The organism is Cellulophaga baltica (assembly GCF_900102165.1).
In the GTDB taxonomy this organism is placed as follows: Bacteria; Bacteroidota; Bacteroidia; order Flavobacteriales; family Flavobacteriaceae; genus Cellulophaga; species Cellulophaga baltica.
The window spans coordinates 1-23,431 of record NZ_FNBD01000020.1; the positions used below are offsets into that span (position 1 = coordinate 1).

At 34.9% G+C, this 23,431-nt stretch carries 11 protein-coding genes; 7 read left to right on the top strand and 4 right to left on the bottom strand.

The genetic code is table 11. From position 1 onward, the window contains the following. Nucleotides 1-1,436 precede the first annotated feature (1,436 nt). A complete protein-coding gene (locus BLQ19_RS19715) occupies nucleotides 1,437-1,877 on the top strand; it encodes a hypothetical protein (RefSeq protein WP_074539486.1) in 441 nt (146 codons plus the stop codon). 601 nt (nucleotides 1,878-2,478) lie between these two features. Here BLQ19_RS19715 and BLQ19_RS19720 read toward each other — a convergent pair. The 3 genes from BLQ19_RS19720 to BLQ19_RS19730 are packed head-to-tail and all read right to left on the bottom strand — an operon-like array spanning nucleotide 2,479 to nucleotide 6,824. Beyond that, nucleotides 2,479-3,741, bottom strand: a complete 1,263-nt coding sequence (locus tag BLQ19_RS19720) for a cation:proton antiporter domain-containing protein (protein WP_024480480.1) — start codon at nucleotides 3,739-3,741, stop codon at nucleotides 2,479-2,481. After that, nucleotides 3,741-4,457 (bottom strand): hypothetical protein, encoded by a 717-nt coding sequence (locus BLQ19_RS19725; RefSeq protein ID WP_074539487.1) that lies wholly within the window; start codon nucleotides 4,455-4,457, stop codon nucleotides 3,741-3,743. Before BLQ19_RS19725 ends, BLQ19_RS19720 begins: the two co-directional genes overlap by 1 nt. After that, entirely contained in the window at nucleotides 4,458-6,824 is a 2,367-nt protein-coding gene (locus tag BLQ19_RS19730; protein WP_074539488.1) for a P-loop NTPase family protein, read from the bottom strand. Between the two features lie 480 nt (nucleotides 6,825-7,304). On the opposite strand from BLQ19_RS19730, the gene BLQ19_RS19735 reads away from it, so the two are divergent. The 4 genes from BLQ19_RS19735 (at nucleotide 7,305) to BLQ19_RS19750 (ending at nucleotide 19,216) form a co-directional block, all read left to right on the top strand. After that, the gene (locus tag BLQ19_RS19735) at nucleotides 7,305-8,270 is read left to right on the top strand and encodes a bile acid:sodium symporter family protein (protein ID WP_074539489.1); all 966 of its coding nucleotides are present in this window, start codon (nucleotides 7,305-7,307) and stop codon (nucleotides 8,268-8,270) included. A gap of 323 nt (nucleotides 8,271-8,593) precedes the next feature. Beyond that, nucleotides 8,594-16,282, top strand: coding sequence for an Ig-like domain-containing protein (locus BLQ19_RS19740; protein WP_074539490.1), 7,689 nt, complete (start codon nucleotides 8,594-8,596; stop codon nucleotides 16,280-16,282). A gap of 13 nt (nucleotides 16,283-16,295) precedes the next feature. Then, the gene (locus BLQ19_RS19745) at nucleotides 16,296-17,252 is read left to right on the top strand and encodes a PorP/SprF family type IX secretion system membrane protein (RefSeq protein ID WP_445662443.1); all 957 of its coding nucleotides are present in this window, start codon (nucleotides 16,296-16,298) and stop codon (nucleotides 17,250-17,252) included. A 2-nt stretch (nucleotides 17,253-17,254) separates the two neighbouring features. Then, complete coding sequence (locus tag BLQ19_RS19750) at nucleotides 17,255-19,216, top strand: OmpA family protein (protein WP_074539491.1); 1,962 nt, start codon at nucleotides 17,255-17,257, stop codon at nucleotides 19,214-19,216. Between the two features lie 28 nt (nucleotides 19,217-19,244). Here the strand turns inward: BLQ19_RS19750 and BLQ19_RS19755 are convergent, their stop codons facing one another. Continuing rightward, a complete protein-coding gene (locus BLQ19_RS19755) occupies nucleotides 19,245-20,231 on the bottom strand; it encodes a helix-turn-helix transcriptional regulator (protein WP_074539492.1) in 987 nt (328 codons plus the stop codon). A gap of 82 nt (nucleotides 20,232-20,313) precedes the next feature. Here BLQ19_RS19755 and BLQ19_RS19760 point away from each other — a divergent pair, with 82 nt between their 5' ends. Both BLQ19_RS19760 and BLQ19_RS19765 read left to right on the top strand, forming a co-directional pair. After that, nucleotides 20,314-22,653, top strand: coding sequence for a TonB-dependent receptor (locus BLQ19_RS19760; RefSeq protein ID WP_074539493.1), 2,340 nt, complete (start codon nucleotides 20,314-20,316; stop codon nucleotides 22,651-22,653). Nucleotides 22,654-22,665: 12 nt separating this feature from the next. Beyond that, entirely contained in the window at nucleotides 22,666-23,382 is a 717-nt protein-coding gene (locus tag BLQ19_RS19765; RefSeq protein ID WP_074539504.1) for a DUF4198 domain-containing protein, read from the top strand. The last annotated feature ends 49 nt before the right edge of the window (nucleotides 23,383-23,431 follow it).

Consider the following 23,431-nt stretch of genomic DNA (forward strand, 5'->3'; position numbering starts at 1 on the left):
AAGAAATTTACTTTCAAGTACCATACACACTTACATATAAATAGTAAAGGCAAAACGTATTATTATGTTTATGATCTTGCTTGGATGGAATTTTCAAATGACGAAATTCTAATCATTAGAAAATAAAAATAGAATGTTTAAATTCAATCATAATTATATATCTTTAGAAAGATAAAGACAAATATTATTTGTTTTTAAATGGTTTGATATGACTTTAGTGTGCAATTAGGTGAATCATACAAAATTAAAAGTGTTTAAAATATTGTTAATCAGGAGTTTGTGATTTTTTATCAAATCCTGCCACCCCGACAAAAAAGCCTCTGTGAAAACAGAGGCTTTTTGTCTTTTTAGAAATAGCCAAACATTACCACTGAAGGCGAAATTGTTAAACATAGAAAAACGAGTAGCTATAGAAAGCAAGTAGTTTAGTATTCCAGATTGCAGCTTATCAATAACTTTTTTGTTTTTAACTGTTATACGAGACTCTGCTATGGAGATGTGATGAATTTGACCAAAGATAATTTGAGTTGGGGAATAGATAGAAGACAATGGATCTATTCTCAAAAGGAAAAGACGCGTGTTCTCATTAAAATTCCTTTAATTTCAAAAGTATTACAGGTTATTGAGAAATACGAATCATAACGTATCCCAAATATAAAAGGGAGGTTATTTCAGACGATTTCTAATCAAAAGCTCAATTCCTATTTAAAGGAAATAGCGGATGTCGCAGGAATAAATAAACACCTAATCTCTCATAAAGCGCGACATACTTTTTCGGCTACAAGTAGCTTAAGTACTGGTGTGCCAATAGAAACGGTTAGGGCATTTAAAAATTACCACCACTTAGATTTATGCCAAGTGGTAGAAAGAAAATTGAGCGAAGAAATGCAGAAATTAAAGGAGCGCTTTTTAGCTCAAAAAAAAATTGTTAAATCATTTAAGTTTTAATTCGTTTTTGGTAGTCAAGACAGTGGAAAGCTCTGGTGTTTTATGAAATTTTCAAATATTTACTGAAATTAATAGCGTTAATTATTCTTTTAAAAAGGGGCATGTTTGTTTGATTTTAGTTATTAATTTGAAATAGTGTAAACCTAAAAGGAATGAATTAAAAAGCGCTTCTAGACCAAAATCAAACACAACTGGTAAGAAGTATAGATTGATTTTAGAACTTATTCTTATACGATAAAATTTTAAGTACAAGTTCTGTTGCAGCAGCTAGCGGTAGCGAGCATTTAGTTGATTATCCTGATATTTGAAGCAGTCAATTCTTTCGGATGATCTTCCTAATCACGAAAAATTTCCTCATAACGCAAACTGCAAGTAAAAAATTGAATAGTTGTTTTTAGCATTTGCAAATGCTAAGCATATTGTCCGTTCAAGCAACGCATTAATCATCATAAATTAAGTTTTTATTGATAATTTAAATTTAAATGAACATGAATATATTTTCTTACATATTGGCTTTATTTACTTCCGTAGGGGCTATGACTATGTTTAGCTTAATAATGAGTGTTATTTCAAACTGTGAATTTAGAGAGAATATTTTGCTTTCTAAATTAATGAGTGGCCATTCTCTGAATGAAAAAGAAAGTCTAAAGTATGTAATTTTAGGCTGGTTAGCACATTTTTTTTTGGGAGGATTCTTTTTAGTGATTTATACTTATTTGTGGTATAATACAGCGTTATTGCAACATGCATTAGGTTCTATTTTATTTGGCATTATTATCGGTATACTAGGAATATTAGGTTGGACTATGCTTTTTAAAATGGCATCTAATCCTCCACAAATCAATTATAAAATATATTATATGCAACTCATTGTGGCTCACATACATTTTAGTTTAGGTAATTTTCTAATTTTTTCTCTGTTGGGTTAATAGACGTCCATGTTATTTTAAAGTAAAAAAGTAAAAAAATTTAAAAAAAAATTAAAGTTATATTCTAACGTAATGCATTACACGGTCACTGTAAGTCCAATTGGATTATATATTTTAGATCATTTACTTTTTTTAGAGTCCTTTGCATTACCTTTTTTTAGTCGACTTTCTTTCTGGATTTGAAGATAGAAAAGGGTTATAAATAGGAATGCAGGACAATCCGTTTTATGTGCCCGCTATGTTCAAATTCTGTTCTTTTCAAATCAAAAAGCTAAGGCGATTCAAAATGATGTTGAGTTAAGGTAATGAAATGAGAGGGGTCAAATTCAACTAAAAAGTAGACCTAGCTAAGACAAGTTAAAAATTAAATTCTTTTTGTCTTTTATACGGTCTCAGAATATTAGAAATGAGAAACATACGACTAGTTTGATAGTTGTACTACGTGTTTAGTATCACAAAACCTCCTAAGGAATACGATCGGTTGAAGTTGTGAACTAGCGTTAAGTTGAATTTTAAATATTCTACCTTCCCTATAATAGGGTAAACAAAAAAAGGGTTTTGATTGCGATCAAAACCCTTTTTTTATAAGCTGAATAGCTTTCTATTCTTCTTTTATCGTAGGTGCAACCCATTTTGTGCTACCTACTTTATTTAAATTAGCTTTATTAATGGCAGCATTAGAGCGTCTTTTATCATAAATCATAGCGAAGGTCATTATTAAACTCGTAGCTATAATTACGAACAATAAAATTCCAGAATCAAAACCTTCAACTTTAGCTTCTTCAGGAATGGCATAAAACAAAAGCACTGTAATAAGTCCTCTTGGTGCAATGAATAATTGTGGCAACATATCCTTTCCAACAAAAATGAGCATCAAGACGGCTCTAATTGCATAGATAGATACAATAATCAAGGAGCTTATGATGGCTACGTTAATATTGAAAATTGATGTAATGGCTATGGTCAGTCCAAAAATAACAAAGAAAAAGGTTCGGACAACAAAAGCAGTTTCTGCGGTGATGGTATGCAATTCATGATAAATATGATGCGCTTTTTTATAGTCTAAGAGTTTAGACAGCTTTCCTTTGAAGAATAACTTCATGTTGGCGATAACCAAGCCAAATATTAAAATGATGATTAGGGACGACAAGTGCATCTTTTTACCAACGGCATATAGCAAAAGCAGTACAGCAATTAATAAAAATAATTTAACCTGACTTTTTATATTCTGAAAAATAAGAATTATTGCATAACTAGCTATTAATGATATAACGATGGTTAGTAGTAGGTTGCTTGTGAAACCTACAATGCCGGTGTCTTCTGCTGGATTAAGTTTTCCTGCTAGAAAATAAAACATCATAATACCTATAATATCAGAAAAGGTGCTCTCGTAAATATGAAACTCTTTTTTGTGTGATTTTAACTCATTTACGCTCGGAATAATAATAGCACTAGATAGAATCGAGAGTGGTGTAGCGTATAACCAAGCAGAGTGCATGTTCATATCAGGAATAAATTGATATAGAATTAATGCCGCAATCCAAGCAGACAGAAATAAGCCCAAAAGTGCCACCACGAAAGACTTTAAAATAGGCATCAATTTTTCACGCTTCAACTCTAATTCAAGCGCAGCTTCTAACACAATCATAATAAGTCCCACAATTCCTAAGATTTCTAGAATTGGAAAAAAATCAATCGCGTCACTATTTACGTATTGTAAACCGAATTGTAGACCAACACCTAAAACGATAAGCATTAGTACTGCAGGAATATTAGTTTTTTTAGCTATAGAATTAAATAAAAAAGATAAAATTATGATTACAGAAACTTCAATTATAAGATTATAAGAAGATAATATTTCCATTAGGCAATTAGGTTGTTAGTTAAACTTGTTTCTATTTGGTGGGCAGATAAAAAAGCAATCAAGCTCTCTGCTTGTATTCCTTTTTCTAAGGTATATTGTAATTTTAAAGCCCCAGATTCCTCTAGTTCTTTTAAAACAGGGGCCTCTTTATAATTTAATAAGGGATTGTCAAAAAGTAAATCCAATAGTTCAGATTTAGACAAGGGTGTTTTTACAAATAAGGTTTGTCTTAATACGGTATCATTTTTTGAATTTACCGTATAGCCAGAAGTATCTATGGTAGTGTAATTAATAAAACAATCTCCTTTTTCAGTATTCACCACAATTCCAAAAGGAAGGAACTTTTTTATTTCACCCGTCGTATCGTTTATGGTTACAGACACGCCTTTTGCCAAAATAGAATTTATTTTATAAATAACGCCGCCCACGTAATTGCGAATATAGGGGTATCCTATAGCGCTAACAAGCAATAAGAAAAGCCCATGAACTATATAGTTTATCGTAATAAATCCTAAAAGAATAAGCAAGATGCTTATAGGATTATACAGTAAGAAAATTTTATTTAAAACGGCTAATACTTTTTTGTTCACCCTTTTCGTAAGGGTAATTCTTTGAATTAAGAATTCTATTAATTTTAAGGCCCAATACCCAAAAAATAAGAACAGAATTAGATTTCTTAAGCCTATCCAGGAATATAATATAAAGGTGTTTTCCATTTAGTTGATGATGTCTTTGTATTTTAATATTTGGTATATATCATGGTTCAGAACAGGGTTTATCTTCAATAAGCCCGTTTCATCTCTTAAAATAACTTTGGTATTAATAAGTCTTTTTAAGCTAGATTTTAAATTGCTTTCGTAAAAATCTCCGGTAAATTCCTTCAGTATTTTTTCACTGATATATTTATATAATAAGGTGTACTTAATAATCAGGTTCTCTTCTTTTGTAAAAAAATCAGGAAAGCTTAAATAAGAATCTTTGTATAAGATAGAACCTTCTTCTGTAACGGTGGTACCATAAGTCCACGCTTGTAATACTTCGCCAATATTATAATCTAGTTTTTTACTTAGTTTGGTAACGTTGGCATTAATTTGAGACTCTGTTAGAGGTTCATTACTACTGTTAATTACAGCCCTATGGGTAGCGCTATGGCGTATAATGATTGCTTTATAAATTTCTTCTTGAGTACACTTATTTACCGAAATATGTGTGCTAAATACATTAGAGAAATTACATCTAGTATCTAAATGTACACTCATGGGAGGGTTTGTGGTTACAATAACCAATACATTATCAGACTCAGATTCGATAAAATCTATAAGCGCTCTAGTATTGTTTAATAAGGTATTTTTCTCATCGCGCCAGAGTTCTAAATCGTCTATTAATAAGATTCTTCTCTTAGAAAAAGAACTTCTCTTTACTTCATCAAGCGCTTCTTTTAAGTTTTTTGTGGTTTTAAATTTTCTACCTTCAATAGTGACACTATCATTAGGGGTTAACTTTATAGTCTTCTGATCTATTAATATCTCGGTTGTATGATTTATAAAGGTGGTCTTCCCAGAAAGACTAGTACCTAGGACTAAAACAGATTTATTAAATCCTTCATTCCATTGCGCAATGGCCTCTTTAAGTTTGGCCTCTTGATTAGTTCTAGACACCAAAAATAGATCGCCAATAAATTTTTTATTTAAAAATAGCGTATCATAATCTGCATTTACCTCTTTATACATTCTCTGAGAAATACAGTTGGAAGCTCTATCTATTTTGGATAGAGGATCTTCTGATACTACTTTATCATAACTTTGATTAAACTTATCTACAACTGTATTTAGCGCATTTTTAAGACGGGCAACCACATTGGTAGTTTCAGAAGTATACTGGTTTATAGAATTTTGAATGGTGATTTCAAGAAATTCATGATTGTCATAACAGTTGCTGACTAAAAATTCTTTAGTCAACATTTCCCGGAGTTGAGAGACAATAGTTTTTTGATTTTCTATATTCTCTAACAAGGATTTTCTTATTTTTCGGTAAGATTGTAATTGAATATCAAACACAATCAAATTATCATTCTCTTTGCCTAGCTTTAAGCTAGATTTCAGGTTTAATAGAGATATTTTAATAAAATTATTTAAATTACTATTTCCATCCCAAAGGTCCATTAACAAGGGAAGTAAATTATAATCCATCCATTTTTTAACACTTTTATTAAAGTTTATTTTTTTCTCTAATAGATATCCTTGATGGGTACCTGTGGGTATGGTGTAGGCTTCTAAGTTATTTATTTTAGTTTCTACACGACTAGAAAACTCTTCTTTGCTATTTAAATTAGTAGCATCAATAAGCGTTAAACTACTTTCAATCCAAGAAAGCAATTCTTTACTATCTTCTTTTGCTTCAATTTTAGAAACTGCTGCATTTGATATGTCTAATAAAACTTCAGACTCCTTAATAATTTGATCAATAACACTATTCGTATGTTTATTTATTTCATAGAACGCGGTTATCGTTTCTTGGGTTTTGATACCAGTGGAAATGATGTGTGAAAATTGCCCGAGCAACGTTGTATACTGCTCAGCGTATACGTCCCAAGGGGAGAGGTGATGTCTTGTTTTATCTTCTAATTTTTTAGAAGAAGCAAGAAACTTAAGTAGCCTTTTCTCTTCTATTTCTATTTTAGACACAAAGTAAGATATGGCCTGTGATAATTGTTCTTTAGAGGCATCTAGAAGATGTTGTAAAGCGCCGTCACTTGCCTGCTGTTCTAAGTTTTTATGCTTTCCTATATGCACTTGTACGAGAACATCACGGTGCAAAATAATAAGATCCTTTAATGGTTCAGAAAGGACATATTGTAATAAATAGGTATCGTTAGAATAAATAAGCGTATCGGGCTCTTCCGTATGTGCATAGCTGATATACTGGTGACATAACTTAGAAAAATTAAAAGACATTAAATTGGTCAATGCCTCTATAGCGGTACAATTTAATACTGAATTTTTGTAAGCCTCAAACTTCTCACTTAATGGCTTTAGAACAGATTTTACTAAAGGTTCATCAAGTTTGGGTTGGTTGTTCTGCATATAAAATTATTTCGGGAAATATTTTTATGGTTATTTTTTTAGACAATTAATATAAGAATATTTTTAAAGTATCGCTTATTTATTCAATTAATAAACGCTAGCTCATTTTGTTATGGTGCCCACTAAATTTGTTAGTACACTTAAAACGATTGTGTTAGAATTGAAAATGGAATAAGGTAATTGCTATTTCATCCCTACAATATACCCATAAATTAAAGAAGTAGAGGTCCATTTATAAAGAACTCTCATCGTTGTGTATGGTTAATTTAGTTTTTGATCCGTTGTCAGCCATTTGTTTTACGGGGCAATAACAAATTTAGATTTTAATCTAAGTGTTAGGATTGAAATTTAAAAAACGTATCATTTGTCTAAAAAAGCAAAAATTTAATTTCACATTTGGGTCAAAATAAAATCGGAATAAATAGAAGTAAATTCTAATTTTACCTCATCTTTAATTTTTATATAAAGCCTTAAATAACAGTGAATATTAAGCTCGATAAATTTGTTATAGCCATACTTTGTACCATAGGGTTAGCCTATGTTTTTCCGCAATGGGGAACAGCGTCAAGTCCTGTTCCTATCAATACTATCAGTAGTATAGGAATATCATTAATTTTCTTTTTCTACGGATTAAAATTGAGCCCTACTAAAATTAAAGAGGGACTCAAAAATTGGAAATTACATGTGTTAATTCAGTCCACCACATTTTTGTTTTTTCCATTGATAGTACTTTTGTTTCGGCCCTTTTTACAGACGGAAGAACAAGAATTGCTGTGGTTGGCTATCTTTTTTTTAGCAGCATTGCCCTCTACAGTTTCTTCTTCTGTAGTGATGGTTTCTGTAGCCAAAGGAAATATTCCTGCAGCAATCTTTAATGCTAGTATCTCTGGAATTATAGGCATCTTAGTGACCCCGCTTTGGATGGGATTATTTGTCCAAACATCAGATGCTGGGTTTGATTTTACAGCCATTTATTTACAATTAATAGGTCAAATTGTATTACCAGTGGTAGTAGGATTGTTGTTACAACGATTTTTGGGCAGGTATGCTCAGAAATATAGCAAACAACTTACGCTATTTGACAAAACAATAATTTTACTAATTATATATAAAAGCTTTGTTTCATCGTTCGAAGAACAGATCTTTAGTAGTGTTTCTCTAGTAGATTTATTTGTATTGTTAGCTATAATTTTACTGCTGTTTGCGCTTGTTTTTTATGGAATAAAATTTATTTCTAAGCGGTTAGGATTTACGGAAAAAGATCAGATCACCGCCACTTTTTGTGGGACTAAAAAATCATTGGTGCATGGCACTGTTTTTTCCAAAATTGTATTTGGAAACATGGCTACTCTAGGTATTATTTTGCTGCCTTTAATGATTTTTCATGCTACCCAGATTTTGATCATCAGTATTATTGCGGGTAAATTGGGAAGAAAGGAAACGTAAATAACACACTTAATTTATTCTATAGGGCAAGGTGACTTACAGATTTATCAGCTTTGCATTTCATCGGTTATTAGGTGCTTTTAAAGGCTATTCACGATATTTTTTTTAGGAATTTACTGTAGGATATTTACATATTTGATTCTGTAAATGTTGTTCATTCTTGCTTTCACACCCATTTTTAACAAGCTTCACAACATTTGTTTCCACCATTGATGATATTCTTCTTTTTTTACGTTTGATTTATTGCATTTTAGGACTTGATAGCCAATTGTTTACTGCTATCAAAATCTAATGAAAACAATGCAATTCTAAAACTTATAAGATTGAAAGCCCAAAAATCTATAGTTAGAAAATTTGTTTTTCTATGTTTTGTTTTGATATGTACACAGGTAGTAACTGCGCAAACTACGGGTACGTGGACTAATGTGGGTTCTGGAGTTTGGGAAGCTACAAGTTCTGATGGCCTGGTTCGAGTTAGAGCAGAACGTACAGGAGGAGCGACAATTACAGGGAATGCAACCATGGGTTGTGATTCTGAAGCTTTCAGTGATCCTACTATTTTAGGGAATCCATCTTTGGCTTTAAATATTGATAATTCTACAGGTACTTTAACTTTTAGCTTTACTGAAATTGCAACAGGTTTATCCGTAGAAATACTAGAACCTATGCTTCATATAGATAAGCTAGGGGCATTGGCGCTTTTAGGAGATTCATCGGCCACTTTTGAGTTATTAAGTGGATCTTGGACAGAATTGAATTCTGATACTAACGCATTTGAATCAACCCCAACTACGGTACAGGCTAATTTAGGATTTTTAATAACAGGTGCCGGCGATGAATGTTCTGCTGTAACTGGTGGAAGTTTACAATTAGATGGCTTGGTTAATTCATTTACGCTAGAGACAGATGTTGATGGGAATATTCTGGCAATTAGTGAGGATAATATAGAAATAGTTTTATCAAACCTAGTCATTAACCCATGCACCTACGGAGCTATTGTTGGTACTCCAACGGCCGAGGATCCTGACGGAGACGGCATTAATAATAGTTGTGATTTAGATGATGATAATGATGGTATTTTAGATACAGATGAAGGGAAGTGTACACCAACTACGACAGGAAGCTGGACGGCAACAGGTAATACAGCTTCGTATGATTATGGAAACGGAGTAAAAATTAATATAAGTACTACAAACTCAAATGCTTTTTCTAGTGGTAATTTTACGTCTCCCGCAACTAATTTTTGGTCAGAAAATTTAGCAGGAACACTATCCTTAGCAAGTACTTACGTATGGAATAGTACTATGACTGTTAGTTTCGTCGATGCCTTTGATATTCCTATAGAGGTTGACCAACCAATACTTCATTTAGATCGTATCGGAGGTCAATTTGGCGGTATTCAAAATTCGGCTACAATTACATTATTGAACGGGAATACATGGTCTAAGCTATCAGGAACGTTTGATTTTGCGACTACATCAAATACGGTATATGATGGAGGAACGGGACTTGCTTCCTCAGGATATTCTGCAGAAAGCACACAGAATGACGAAAACGGAACAGCAGCAGGGACACTTAGAATTAACGAAAAAGTGAGCTCGTTTACCTTGCAATTTGTGCAAAGAGGAACTGGCGGTGTTGGAGATGAAATAGAATTAATTATTGCAGCTTGTAAAGACATAGATTCTGATGCGGATGGGGTTCCAGACCCAATGGATCTCGATACGGATAATGACGGAATTTATGATGTTGTAGAAGCCGGACATAGACAGGCATATACTTTAGGAAGATTAACGGGTACCGTCGGAACGGATGGTATTGCAGATTCCGTTCAGGCAAGTGGGAATGAAGACAGTGAAACCGTAAATTATACCTTAGCAGATTCAGAAGCCTCCCCAGACGGAATTCCAGATTTTATGGAGTTAGATTCAGATGGCGATGTTTGTAATGATACGCAAGAAGCAGGATATACAGACCTAAATGGAGACGGAATTCTAGGAGAATTACCAACTATTGTAGATGCTAATGGTTTAGTTACTGGTAGCACTGTTATAGATGGGTATGCAATTCCTTCAAATGCAGATAGTAGTTCAGGAAATACTCAATTTGATTTTCAACAGGAAGGACAAGCAATTTTAATCCCTAACCCATTAGATCAACCTAAGAATGCGACTACCAACGGAACCAGTCCAGTTACATTTAGTGTAACTGCAACAGGAAATTCATTACAATATCAATGGCAAGTAGATGATCAATCTGGAGGAGGTTTTGTAACGATAGATCCTACAAACGCCACAGATATGTATACCGGTAGTGATACGTCTACCTTAACAGTTACTGGAGTTACCGCGGCAAATAATGGAGATCAATTTAAAGTTTTAATCACTGACGATTCTTTTGTGTGTACTTCATTACTTTCAAACGAAGCTATTTTAACGTTTAATGACACTGCACCAGAAGCCCCAATAGTTACCATTACAGAAGATATTAATAATGATGGGATTATAAACAGCACCGAACTTATAGGGGATATTGATGTTACTATTACCTTGCCATTAGTGGCTGTTGAAAATGATATCCTGACTATTAATGGAGTTTCACAAACGCTTACAGCTACAGCTATTCTAAATGGAGAAGTAACAACAAGTTTTACAAGTCCTGGAGAGGGTAATACGTTAACCGTTGTCGCATTTATAACAGATAGTGTTACAAATATTGGAATTGAGGGTAACGATTCAGCCTTAATAGATACAACTGCACCAAATGTACCGGTAGTGACCAGTATTAGCGATGATACAGGAACGAGTAATACAGACGGAATTACAACAGATCAAACCTTAATAATTAGAGGAACTGCAGATGCTAATAGTTTGGTAGACGTATTTTTAGACGGAACTGTTATCGGTACCACAAACACTAATGCTTTAGGAGTTTGGACCTTAGATTACACAGGCACAACAGTTTCAAATGGAGCACATACTATAACAGCACAAGCCACAGATAATAGTGGTAATGTTAGCGGAATTTCTGTTGACTTTCCAATTCTTATTGATAATACAAAACCGAATACACCTGTTCTTTTTGATATCACGGATGATACAGGTAACCCTTTAGATCAAATTACATCGGACAATACTTTGATATTTATTGGGGCTTCTCAGCCAGATAAAATTATTGAAGTATTCTTAGATGGCATTAGTATTGGGTTTACCATGTCAACTACAACTGGATATTTAACTTTTGATTATACTGGGACTATTATTCCTGATAGATCTTATGTAGCAACCGCTCAAGCAATTTCTATTTCTGGGGTTAAGAGTACCATTTCTCTAGATTTTCCATTTACGATTGACACTACAGCGCCAGATGCCCCTGCGGTAACTACAATCTCAGATGATAATGGAAGTAGTGCTTCAGATGCCATAACGTCTGACAATACCTTAGTATTTTCAGGAACAGCAGAAGCAAATAGTAGTATTGAAGTATTTTTAGACGGCACAAGTTTAGGAGTAATCGTCACCAACGGTACAGGAGTTTGGAGTTATGATTATACAGGAACTGCACTAGCAGATGGGCCTTATATCATAACAGCTCAAGCAACAGATTTAGCAGGAAATAGTAGCCCTGTTTCATCAGATTTTCCATTTACGATAGATACAAGTGCTCCAACGGCACCCGTAGTTACTGCTATTAGTGATGATACAGGAAGTAACAGTGCAGACGGTATCACCTCAGATAATACTTTACAAATAACCGGGACGGCAGAAGCGAATAATACTGTAGAAGTGTTTATAGATGGTGTTAGTATCGGAACAGTGCTAGCCAACGGATCAGGAGATTGGAATTTTGATTATTCGGGTACTACAATAGCAGATGGCGATTATATAGTAACCGCCCAAACAATTGATTTAGCTGGAAATTCTGGGCCATTATCGGCAACATTTCCAATAACTATAGATGCAACGGCTCCCGTTACAGTTTTATTTATAGCTGATATTACTTCAGATAATACCATAAATGCTACGGAAGCTGGTGGAACTATTAACATTACAGGTAAAGTTTCTGGAGAATTTAGTACAGGTGATTTAGTAACTTTGCTTATTAATGGCGTCTCTACAAGTGGAGCGATAGATGCTTCAGGAGATTTTGATATTACCGTTTCTGGAAATAATTTGGCACTAGATGCAGATACCACCGTAGCAGGTAGCGTATCTTCAACAGATCTATCAGGCAATACAGGAACAGCAAGTAATAGTAAGTTGTATAACGTAGATACTACGTTACCAGTACCAGTACTTACCATAGATAATATTACAGCAGACAATATTATAAATAGTGCAGAAGTAGCTGCTCCTATCACCATTACAGGGACAGTCACAGGAGATTTTACAACGGGTGATCTTGTTAGTTTAGTCATCAATGGGATTAATACTTCAGGACCTGTAGACGCAACAGGTGTTTTTAGTATTTCTGTAGATGAGAATGATCTTCTAAATGATGCTGATACTACGGTTGACGGATCTATATCCACCACTGATAGTGCCGGAAATTTAGGGACTACCGTTGCAGATAAAGCGTATAACATAGATGTGACATCCCCTATAGCTAGCTTAGTTATAGACGATATAACAGCAGATAATATAGTAAATGCTTCAGAAGCTTCTGGAACTATAACCCTTACAGGAACCGTTTCTGGAGAATTTTCGACAGGGGATACCGTAAGTTTAGTAATTAATGGAGTTACCATTACAGGAACCATAGATGCAGCAGGTATATTTTCTATTACAGTATCTGGAAATGATTTAGCCTTAGATGCTGATACTACGGTAGCAGGAAGTGTTAGCGCTACAGATGCTGCTGGCAATATTGGCGTAGCAACGGCAAATAAAATATATAGTGTCGATACAGTTTTACCTATTCCAACATTAATTATCAATGATATTACTGCAGATAATATAATCAATACAACCGAAGCTGCAGGAGCTGTTAGTATTACAGGCGCAGTAACAGGAGATTATTCTGATGGTGATACAGTAAGTCTTGTTATAAACGGAATTACCACTACCGGTACTATAAATTCAGCGGGCGCTTTTACTATTTCGGTATCAGGCTTAGATTTACAGTCAGATTCAGATACAACGGTAGTAGGTACGATTACTACAACAGATACTGCTGGGAACGTTGGGACTGGATCATCAAATAAAATATATTCTGTAGATACTACTGCTCCTGTAAGTACAATCGTTATCACGATAAGTACAGATACGGGAAGTAATACTTCAGACGGTATCACATCAGATAATACCTTATTAATTAGCGGAACTTCAGAAGTAGATAGTAGCGTTGAAGTTTTTATCGATGGAACAAGCATAGGGACTACGACAACAGATGTTTTAGGTAATTGGACCTTTGATTATACTGCCACACCTTTGGCAGATGGAGATTACACCATTACGGCGCAAGCAACAGATACGGCAGGTAATACAGGTGTTTTATCAACAGATTTCGCTTTGACCATAGATACTGCACAGCCTATAGTTACTTTGACTATCAATGATATTACCGCAGATAATGTTGTTAATGCTATGGAAGCTTTAGGACCTATTACAATTACAGGCACTGTAGGTGGAGATTTTAATGCTGGAGATACTGTAACGCTTGTAATTAATGGCGTGACAAGCACTGGAACAGTAGATAACTTAGGAAACTTTACGATCATAGTTGCGGGTTCAGATTTAGCCCTAGATGCAGATACTACGGTTTCAGGAAGTGTATCTAGTGTAGATATAGCAGGTAATCTAGGAACCATCACAGCAGATAAAATTTACACTATAGATATCGTCATTCCGGGAGTAACGTTAGTTCTAAATGATATTACTGCAGACAACACTATAAATGCTAATGAGGCCTCAGGGTCAATAACCATTACAGGAACTGTTACAGGCGATTACAATACAGGTGATACTGTTAGTTTAACCATAAACGGAAATACGTATCCTAGTACGCTAAACGCGGCAGGAGAATTTACAACTATAGTGTCGGGTTCAGATTTAGCTTTAGATCCAGATACCACTGTCGCAGGTAGTATAACCAGTTCAGATGCGGCTGGTAATGAAGGAACAGCCATACATGATAAAGTATATAGTATCGCTACGAGTTTGCCTAATCCTGTATTTACCATCAATGATATTACCGTAGATAACCTTGTGAATGCTAGTGAAGCTGCGGGCAATATAACAATTAATGGAACGGTTTCTGGAGATTTTAATTCTGGCGATACAGTTAGCTTAGCGATTAACGGAATAACAACCACAGGAACTATAAATAGTTCAGGTATATTCAGCATTGTTGTGGTAGGAACAGATCTTTCAAATGATGCAGATACTACAGTAAACGGAAGTGTAAGTACAACAGATACTGCTGGAAATGCAGGAACAGCAACTACCACCAAAAGCTATGCCGTAGATGTTATTTTGCCAGTGGCTACAATAATCATAGATGATATTACCGCAGATAATGTGGTAAATACCTTGGAAGCAGCGGGGAACGTAACGATTACCGGAACTGTTTCTGGAGATTTTAATTCTGGAGACGTTGTAGAATTGGTTATTAATGGAGTTACAGTATCGGGCACAGTAAATGCTTCAGGTGAGTTTAGTATTGTTGTGTTGGGATCAGATCTTTCCAATGATAGTAATACTACGGTAGTCTCTACATTTTCTACGACAGACCTTGCGGGGAATACAGATAGTTTTTCGGCTACTAAAGTATATGATGTTCAGGTAGGAACGATAACTCCGCCTTCTATTACAGGAATAAGTACGGATACAAATATTCCTACGGACGGTATCACCTCTGATAATACTTTAGATATTATAGGAACTGCAATACCTAATACGCAAGTAGAATTATTTTTAGATGGAGTAGGTATCGGAACAGCAACGACGACTGCCTCTGGAGATTGGATTTTTGATTATAAAACGACCACACTTTTAGATGGTAGTTATACGGTTACGGCAATAGCTTCTGATGCTTTTGGAAACTTTAGTAATCCATCTTTAGATTTTACTGTAGTGATTGATACACAAGCACCCATGCTTAATGAAGACATTACGGATGATCTTACTCCTATAATTACAGGACAAGGTTCTCCGAATGAAACTATTAGCGTAGCAATAGATATAGATGAAGATGGTGTTCCTGAAGTAACCTATACGGTTACTACAGATAGTTTAGGGAACTGGTCTTTAGATACAGAAACTGCGACACCAACAAGCGGACTGTTACCTGCTCTTAACTATCCAACAGTTCTGACTATAACCGTGACGGATAATGCAGGAAACTTCACCATAGGAAATTCGATTATTACGGACGATTTTGATGATGACGGATTAACCAATACCGAAGAAGCAAATTTGGGCACGGACCCTAACAATCCGGATACAGACGGCGATGGAGTTGAAGATGGTGAAGAGGTTATGGATGATACCAATCCATTAGATGATTGTGATTCATTAAACGGTACACCGCTACCAACGACTGATTGTGATTCTGACGGATTGACCAATGCGGAAGAAGAGAATTTAGGGACGGATCCTTTTGATCCTGATAGTGATAGCGATGGTATTACAGATGGTCAAGAAGTACTAGATACCACTGATCCTTTAGATGCGTGTGATTCTGTTGGTGGTACTCCTCCTGTAGATGTGGCATGTGATATTAGCATTGCTAGTGATTTAATTACACCTGACTCCAACGACGGTGTTTTCCGAATCATTAATATAGAAGCATTCCCAGAAAATACGGTTGAGGTATTTAACCGTTGGGGAAATAAAGTATATGGGACAAGTGCTTACAACAATAGTTCAAATTCATTTTCTGGCTTGTCTAATGGGCAAGCTGTAATTAAAGCCAACGATTATTTACCAGCTGGTACTTATTTCTATGTAATAAAATACATAAAAAGAGGAGAGGCTAAACAGAAATCGGGCTACTTATATATAAATAGATAATACAACGAACGTCATGAAACTTCGTAACTACATAAAGTTAACAATGCTCATAGTGCTTATGGTGCTTCCTTTTTTTGGAAGTCTTAAAGCACAACAAGATGCTCAGTACACGCAATACATGTACAATACTTTAGCGGTAAACCCTGCTTATGCGGGTTCTCGTGGGGCATTGAGTATAGCTGCACTGCATAGATCGCAATGGGTAGGTCTAGATGGTGCTCCTACCACACAAACCTTTAATATTCATAGCCCAATTTCTACTAAAGTAGGAGCGGGGCTATCTATTATAAATGATGAAATTGGAAATGGAACCAATCAAGATACGTATTTTGACGCTACTTTTTCATATACAATACTAACCTCAGAAACCAATAAGCTTAGCTTCGGTTTAAAAGCAGGGGGGCATTTTTTAAACATCGATTTTAACAAATTAAGAAACTATAATCCCTCTACAGCTCCTGCGGGAGTGGAGTCTATTGATAAAAAGTTTTCTCCTAATTTCGGCGCAGGAGTGTATTTTCATAATGATCGTTTCTATGCCGGACTCTCTATTCCTAACTTTTTAGAAACAGAGCATTTTGATACTGCTTCTGGTGCTTCCTCTACCGTAGGTACAGAGCGTATGAATTGGTATCTAATTTCTGGTTATGTATTTGATTTGAGTTATAATCTAAAATTAAAGCCTGCCGTACTTTTAAAAGCAATAAATGGTGCTCCGCTACAGACCGATATTTCTGCTACGTTTCTCTATAATGATAAATTTTCTATAGGAGCAGGATACCGCCTAAATGCGGCGTTAAGTGCACTAGTAGGTTTTCAGATTTCAGAACGATTAATGGCAGGATTGGCGTATGATAAAGAAACTACAGCTTTAGGAGATACGCGATTTAACGATGGTTCTTTTGAGGTGTTTCTCCGATATGAATTCACGGCTAAGAATAGAAATGCACTAACCCCAAGATTCTTCTAACTATGAAAAAGTATATCTACAGTTATCTTTTTTGCTTTTTTGGAATACTAACTTTTGGTTATGCACAGCAGTCAAAGTTAAAGAAAGCAGAAGAAAATTTTAACAACCATTCCTATGCACTTGCAATTACGACCTATGAGGCATTAGTGGCTAAAGGGTATGAATCTGATGTGATTTATAAGAATCTAGGGGACGCTAACTTTAATAATGGCGATTATAATAAAGCGGCAGAATGGTATGGGAAACTTTTTGCTTTAAAAACAGATGCTATTGGATCCGAGTATTATTTTAGGTATGCACAGTCTTTAAAATCTACTGAAGATTATAAGAAATCTGATGTGTACATGAAGAAATTTCAGAAAATAAAAGGTACAGATTCTAGAGCACAGAAGTTTGAAGCCAATACGGAATATTTAGAACTAATAAAGGCTAAAACAAAACGATTTACCCTTAAAAAAGTAAGTGTAAATTCAAAGAATTCAGAATTTGCACCTTCCTTATACCAAGGAAATTTGGTTTTTGCGAGTGCCAGAGATACGGGTTTGTTGGTGAATAATATTCATAAATGGACTAATAAAGCGTATTTAAACTTATACCAAGCAGATTCTACAAGTGAGGACGGAGTTTTTAGAACACCGGAGGTTTTTTCCAAGCAGTTAAATTCTAAAACACACGAGTCATCTACAGCATTTACTAAAGATGGTACTACGGTTTATTTTACGAGAAATAACAGTAAAGACGGTAATTTTGTGGAGGACGAAGCGGGCTTAAGTCGCTTAAAAATATACAGGGCTAGTTTAGAAAATGGAGTTTGGGGTAATGTTATAGAATTACCTTTTAATACCAATGAATATTCTACCGCGCATCCTAGTTTAAGTGCCGATGAAAAAACCTTGTACTTTGCATCAGACATGCCTCCAAGTTTAGGAGCTTCAGATATTTTTAAAGTAGCCATTCATGAAGATGGCACCTTTGGTACGCCTGAAAATTTAGGGAATACCATCAATACAGAGGCGCGAGAAACGTTTCCGTTCATAGCAGAAAGCGGAGATCTATATTTTTCTTCTGATGGTCATCCAGGATTAGGTGGTTTAGATGTCTATACGGTATCTGCTAGAACAGGTGCTGTTTCTAATGTAGGTGAGCCTATAAACAGTAAAGAAGATGATTTCTCTATCATTTTGGATGAAGAGAAATTAAAAGGATTTTTTGCTTCAAATAGAACGGGAGGAATGGGTGATGACGATATTTATGCCTTCACTTTTGAAAAAATAGATGAAGAACCAGAGGCCTTCGTTTCACAAATAAATGGTTCTATCATTGATAAGCTTACCGGAGAACTGATACCGTTAGGAAAGGTTTCGGTGTATGATTATGCTAACAATAATCTGTTTGAGATTACTGCTGACGATCAAGGTAAATTTTCTTCTCCCATAGAATTTCCTAGTAAAAAATATCGTTTTGTTGCTGAGGTTGAGGGGTATAATGATGAGACGGTATATTTAATAACCCCATTGGGTACGGTCGATGAAACCCTAGAGGATTTAAACTTTATCATTGCCATGGAAAAAGGGGACAAATCGTCTGTAATTGGAGCTGACTTAGTAGAAATTTTAAAACTCAAAACTATATTTTTCAATACCAATAGTTCCTATTTAAATCCGGATGCTTTTCCTGAGTTAGATAAAGTGGTTGCATATATGAAAGAATTTCCAAGCGCTCGTGTTGAGGTTGGTTCGCATTCCGATAGTAGAGATAGTGATCGTTACAATTTATGGCTGTCAGACCGCAGAGCTAAATCTACAGTCTCCTATATTGTTTCTATGGGAATATCAGAAAACCGGATTACGGGAACGGGCTACGGGGAAACCTTATTGGTAAACAAGTGTGTTAATGATGCGCCATGCTCAGAAGCAGAACATGCCTTGAACCGTAGGTCAGAATTTATTGTTTTTCAGAACTAAACGAACTTGTGTTTCTGTGGGCTTTCGTCTATAATTGTTTTTTGTATTGCTTAGGGGTAACTCCTACCTTCTTTTTAAAGGCAGCCGTAAAATGGGTAGAATTTTTGTACCCAACTTCTTCTGCAATTTGGTATACCATTTTTTCAGAATTTTCTAATAGAAGCTTGGCGTGTTGCATTTTTTCTGAAATTGTAAAATCATGAATAGAACACCCAAAAACTCTAATGAATTCTTTGTTTAAAGCAGGTCCGGTTATACCCATATCTTCTCCTAGTTCCGTTAAGGTTATATTCTTATGAATAGTTACTTTAATACGTTGTTTTACTTCATATAAGGTGTTTAAAATCTTATTTTGATCTGTTTTCAAGGGGCGGTCTTCATTCTTTTTATACAACTCTATTTGTAAGGCAATAAGCTCAAACACTTTTGCTCTTAAATACAATCTGTTTGCTTTTTCTAGAGGGTTTTTTTGTTCTAGACTCAAAAGAATATTCAGGAGTTCTTCTGTGATAGGGAGAATTAATTTTTCATCGGTCAGATTCTTAAAATCAAAATCATTAATTAACCCGTGATTAATTAAAAAAGCTTTAGGTAAAACCACTTTTAGTTCTTTAAAAGGTTTTTCGGCTAAAATTCTGCTATAGCCATTAAAATGGTCAATGTTGGCCATGTAAGATTCTCTATTTTCATAAAAAACTTGCTGGGTATCATTGAGGTATATAATTTTCTCACCTGTGATAAGAAAACAAATTTGTAAGATCTCGTGATGTATGATGGGTTTGTAGACGAGGTCTTTACAGAGTTGATACCTACTTATGGTAATCTCAATATCTTCAGAACTATAATTATTTATCGTACCGTTTCCATATTTAGGTAAGAGATGGTATTGGTTCACGGTAACGGCATCGCTTGTAAACGAATTAGTGTTTACGGCTATTTCTTCTAGAATGCATTTTGGAAAAGACCTCAAATCACATAATTCTTCGGTATTAAAATCGCGTCTTTTTTTTATCATAACTAGTCGTTTGAAATTGCAGTCCCTTTTTTAAGTTTGCAGCCACAAACTTATTTAGACTAATTAAAAATAACAAGAAATAATGCTTAAAAATTTATTTGTGTTTGTTGCAATTTTAGGAATAATATCTTTTTCCAGCGCGCAGACGAGTACCATAAAGGGTAATGTAGTAAATGCTCAAAATAATCCTATTGCAGATGCAACGGTTCTTCTGAAAAATACCGCTCACGGGGTAATGACAAATGATCAAGGTCAGTTTATCATAAAAACAGTTCCTGCTGGGGAATATATTTTAGAAGTTTCTTCAATTGGATATTCAACGATAACCAAAACTATCAATGTTATGGCCAACAAAACCACAACAGTTGGTTCCGTAACGCTAGTAGAACATGAGGAGGCTTTGAAAGAAGTTATTGTCAATGGGAGACAAAATAAATATAGTATAAAAACTCCTTCTACATCTTTACGTCTTCAAACAGAAATTGTAAATCTACCGCAAAACATACAGGTGGTAAGTAGTGATTTGCTTAAAGATCAGCAAGTAACCAATATCATGGATGGTCTTATACGTAACGTTAGTGGTGTTACAATGTTAGAGCATTGGGGTAATTTTGCCCGAGTGAATATGCGCGGATTTCGATTACCAGCTTTTAGAAACGGAGTGAATATTCAAGATACTTGGGGTCCTTTGTCTGAAGATATGAGTAGTGTAGAGCGTATAGAATTTGTGAAAGGGCCAGCAGGATTTATGATGTCTGCAGGAGAACCAGGCGGATTTTATAATGTAGTAACTAAAATGCCTACCATAAATCGCGTAGCAGAAGTTTCTGTTGCAGCAGGTAGTTTTGATAGTTATAGAGCTACGGCAGATTTTGGAGGGAAACTTACAGAAAACGGGAAGTTGCTTTACCGATTAAATGGAATGTACCAAACAGCAGATTCTCATAGAGGAGGAGAAGACGCAGAACGTTTCGGAATCTCCCCGTCTATAACCTACAATGTTTCAGATAAAACATCCTTAACAACTCAGTTAAGTATACAAGACGCAGAAAGTTATTTAGGTTCTGCTTATGTTTTTGCTCCTGTAGATGGTGGTTATGGTAGTTTAGATCGTGATTTTAAGTTTACAGATTCAAATTATCCAGCAACCGATATTCAAGAAACCTCTTTATTTACAAATTTTAACCACGACTTCTCTAAGAACTGGAGTATAGCATCACAATTTGCTTATATGCGCTATGATCAGGTGGGAAATTCTATATGGCTTTGGAGTTTAGATTCCGATACTGGAGACGCTGCTCGTTACATGAGTATTTGGGATGCTTTATCTGTTGGGAAATATTTTCAAACCTATGTAAACGGAAAATTTGATACCGGTAATGTGAGTCATAAAATTTTAGGAGGATATGATTTTAGTCAGAAAGAATATTGGGCAGATTTTAGCCAGTTCGCTGTTATTGATATAGATGAGCCCTTTAATATTTATAATCCGAGGTATGGCAATTCTGTCTTACCAAATTTTGATAGATCAGTAGATTTAAAATTTAGAGAAGGTGTTTACAATTATGGTACTACCGTTAGCGCATTCTACTTTCAGGACGAAATAGGCTTGTTTCAGGATAAGCTTAGACTTACATTGGCAGGGAGATATACTAATTTAAAAACAATTGGTAAAGACGAGAGCGATGAAAAATTTACCCCTAGAGTAGGATTAAGTGTAGATGTATTACCAACATTAAAAGCCTATGCTTTATATGATCAATCTTTTCAAGGACAAACGGGAATTAGTGCCGCAGGAGATTATTTTGATCCTGAGGAGGCTAATGATATTGAAGCAGGTATTAAGAAAACCTTCTTTGATGGGCGTTTAAAAACATCTTTAGGAGTATATCAAATTACAAAAGAGAATGTATTGGTAACGGATCCTGATAACGTGAATTTTTCTATTCAGCTAGGGGAGATACAATCAAAGGGTGTTGAGTTTGATTTGCAAGGGGAAATTACTCCAGAATTAAATATCATTTTAAATTATGCCAATACCAATGTTGAAATCACAGAAGATACAGATCCAGATAATGTGGGAACAAGAGTAGCAGGGCATGCAAAACATATGACCAACGGGTGGTTAAATTATAGTTTTCCAGAAACTTCAAAATTAAAAGGTTTTGGAGCATCACTAGGATACCAGTATCAAATAGACCGCTCTACTTGGGCTTGGGGTGCAGATAACCAAAGTGATTTACCTGATTACTTCAGACTAGACGGTGGACTTTCATGGCAAAATAGCAAACTTAGAATACAAGCAAATGTGAATAACATCTTGAATGAATATTTGTATTCAGGCTCTAACTATGGAACCTATTTATACTGGCAATCAGAACCAGGAATTAACGGAAGACTTACAGTAACCTATTCATTTTAAATGCAACCAATTATGAAAAAATCAATTTTAACTTTTGCAATACTACTTTTTGTTACCACACAAAGTTTCGCCCATTATTTGTGGATCGAAGCAAATCCGCAAGGTGAAAAAGGAAAAAAACAAGAAGTAAGAGTCTACTTCGGAGAATATACCTACGGTATGGTAGAAAAAGTAAATGGAGAAGCTTTCCCTAGCGTAAAAGATTTTACACTTTGGGTGGTAGACGGTCAAGGAATAAAAAACGAATTGTCTGTACGCGCTAAAGAAGACTATTATGTAGGCTATTTTACACCAAAGCAAGAGGGAGTGTATACTGTAGTTTTAAATAATGATGCTATTAATGTAATTGATTATACCGAGTATGATTTCGGAATTTTTAAAACACATTACAATTCTATCGCAAAAATAGCCATAGGAAAAGCGAAAGGAGAAACAGCAATCTTAAATGACTCAGGAATAACAGTTAAAGATGTTTCAGAGAATAAAGAAGAAGTAAAATTACAAGTCTTATTCAAAAATGAGCCTTTAGCAAAAAATGAATTTAAAATATATGTGGCCGATTTGTGGACTAAAACTTTAGAAACCGATGAAAATGGATATGTACAATTTAAAAAACCATGGGATACCAAATACATCATCGAAACCACTTTTGAAGAACGCGTGCCAGGTACCTATAAAGGAGATGCCTATGAGTTTATTTGGCATTGTGCAACATATTGTATTCAATAGCATTATTTGAGTGAGTTAGTTTATTTTTTTCTCAAACAACTCTGGATGA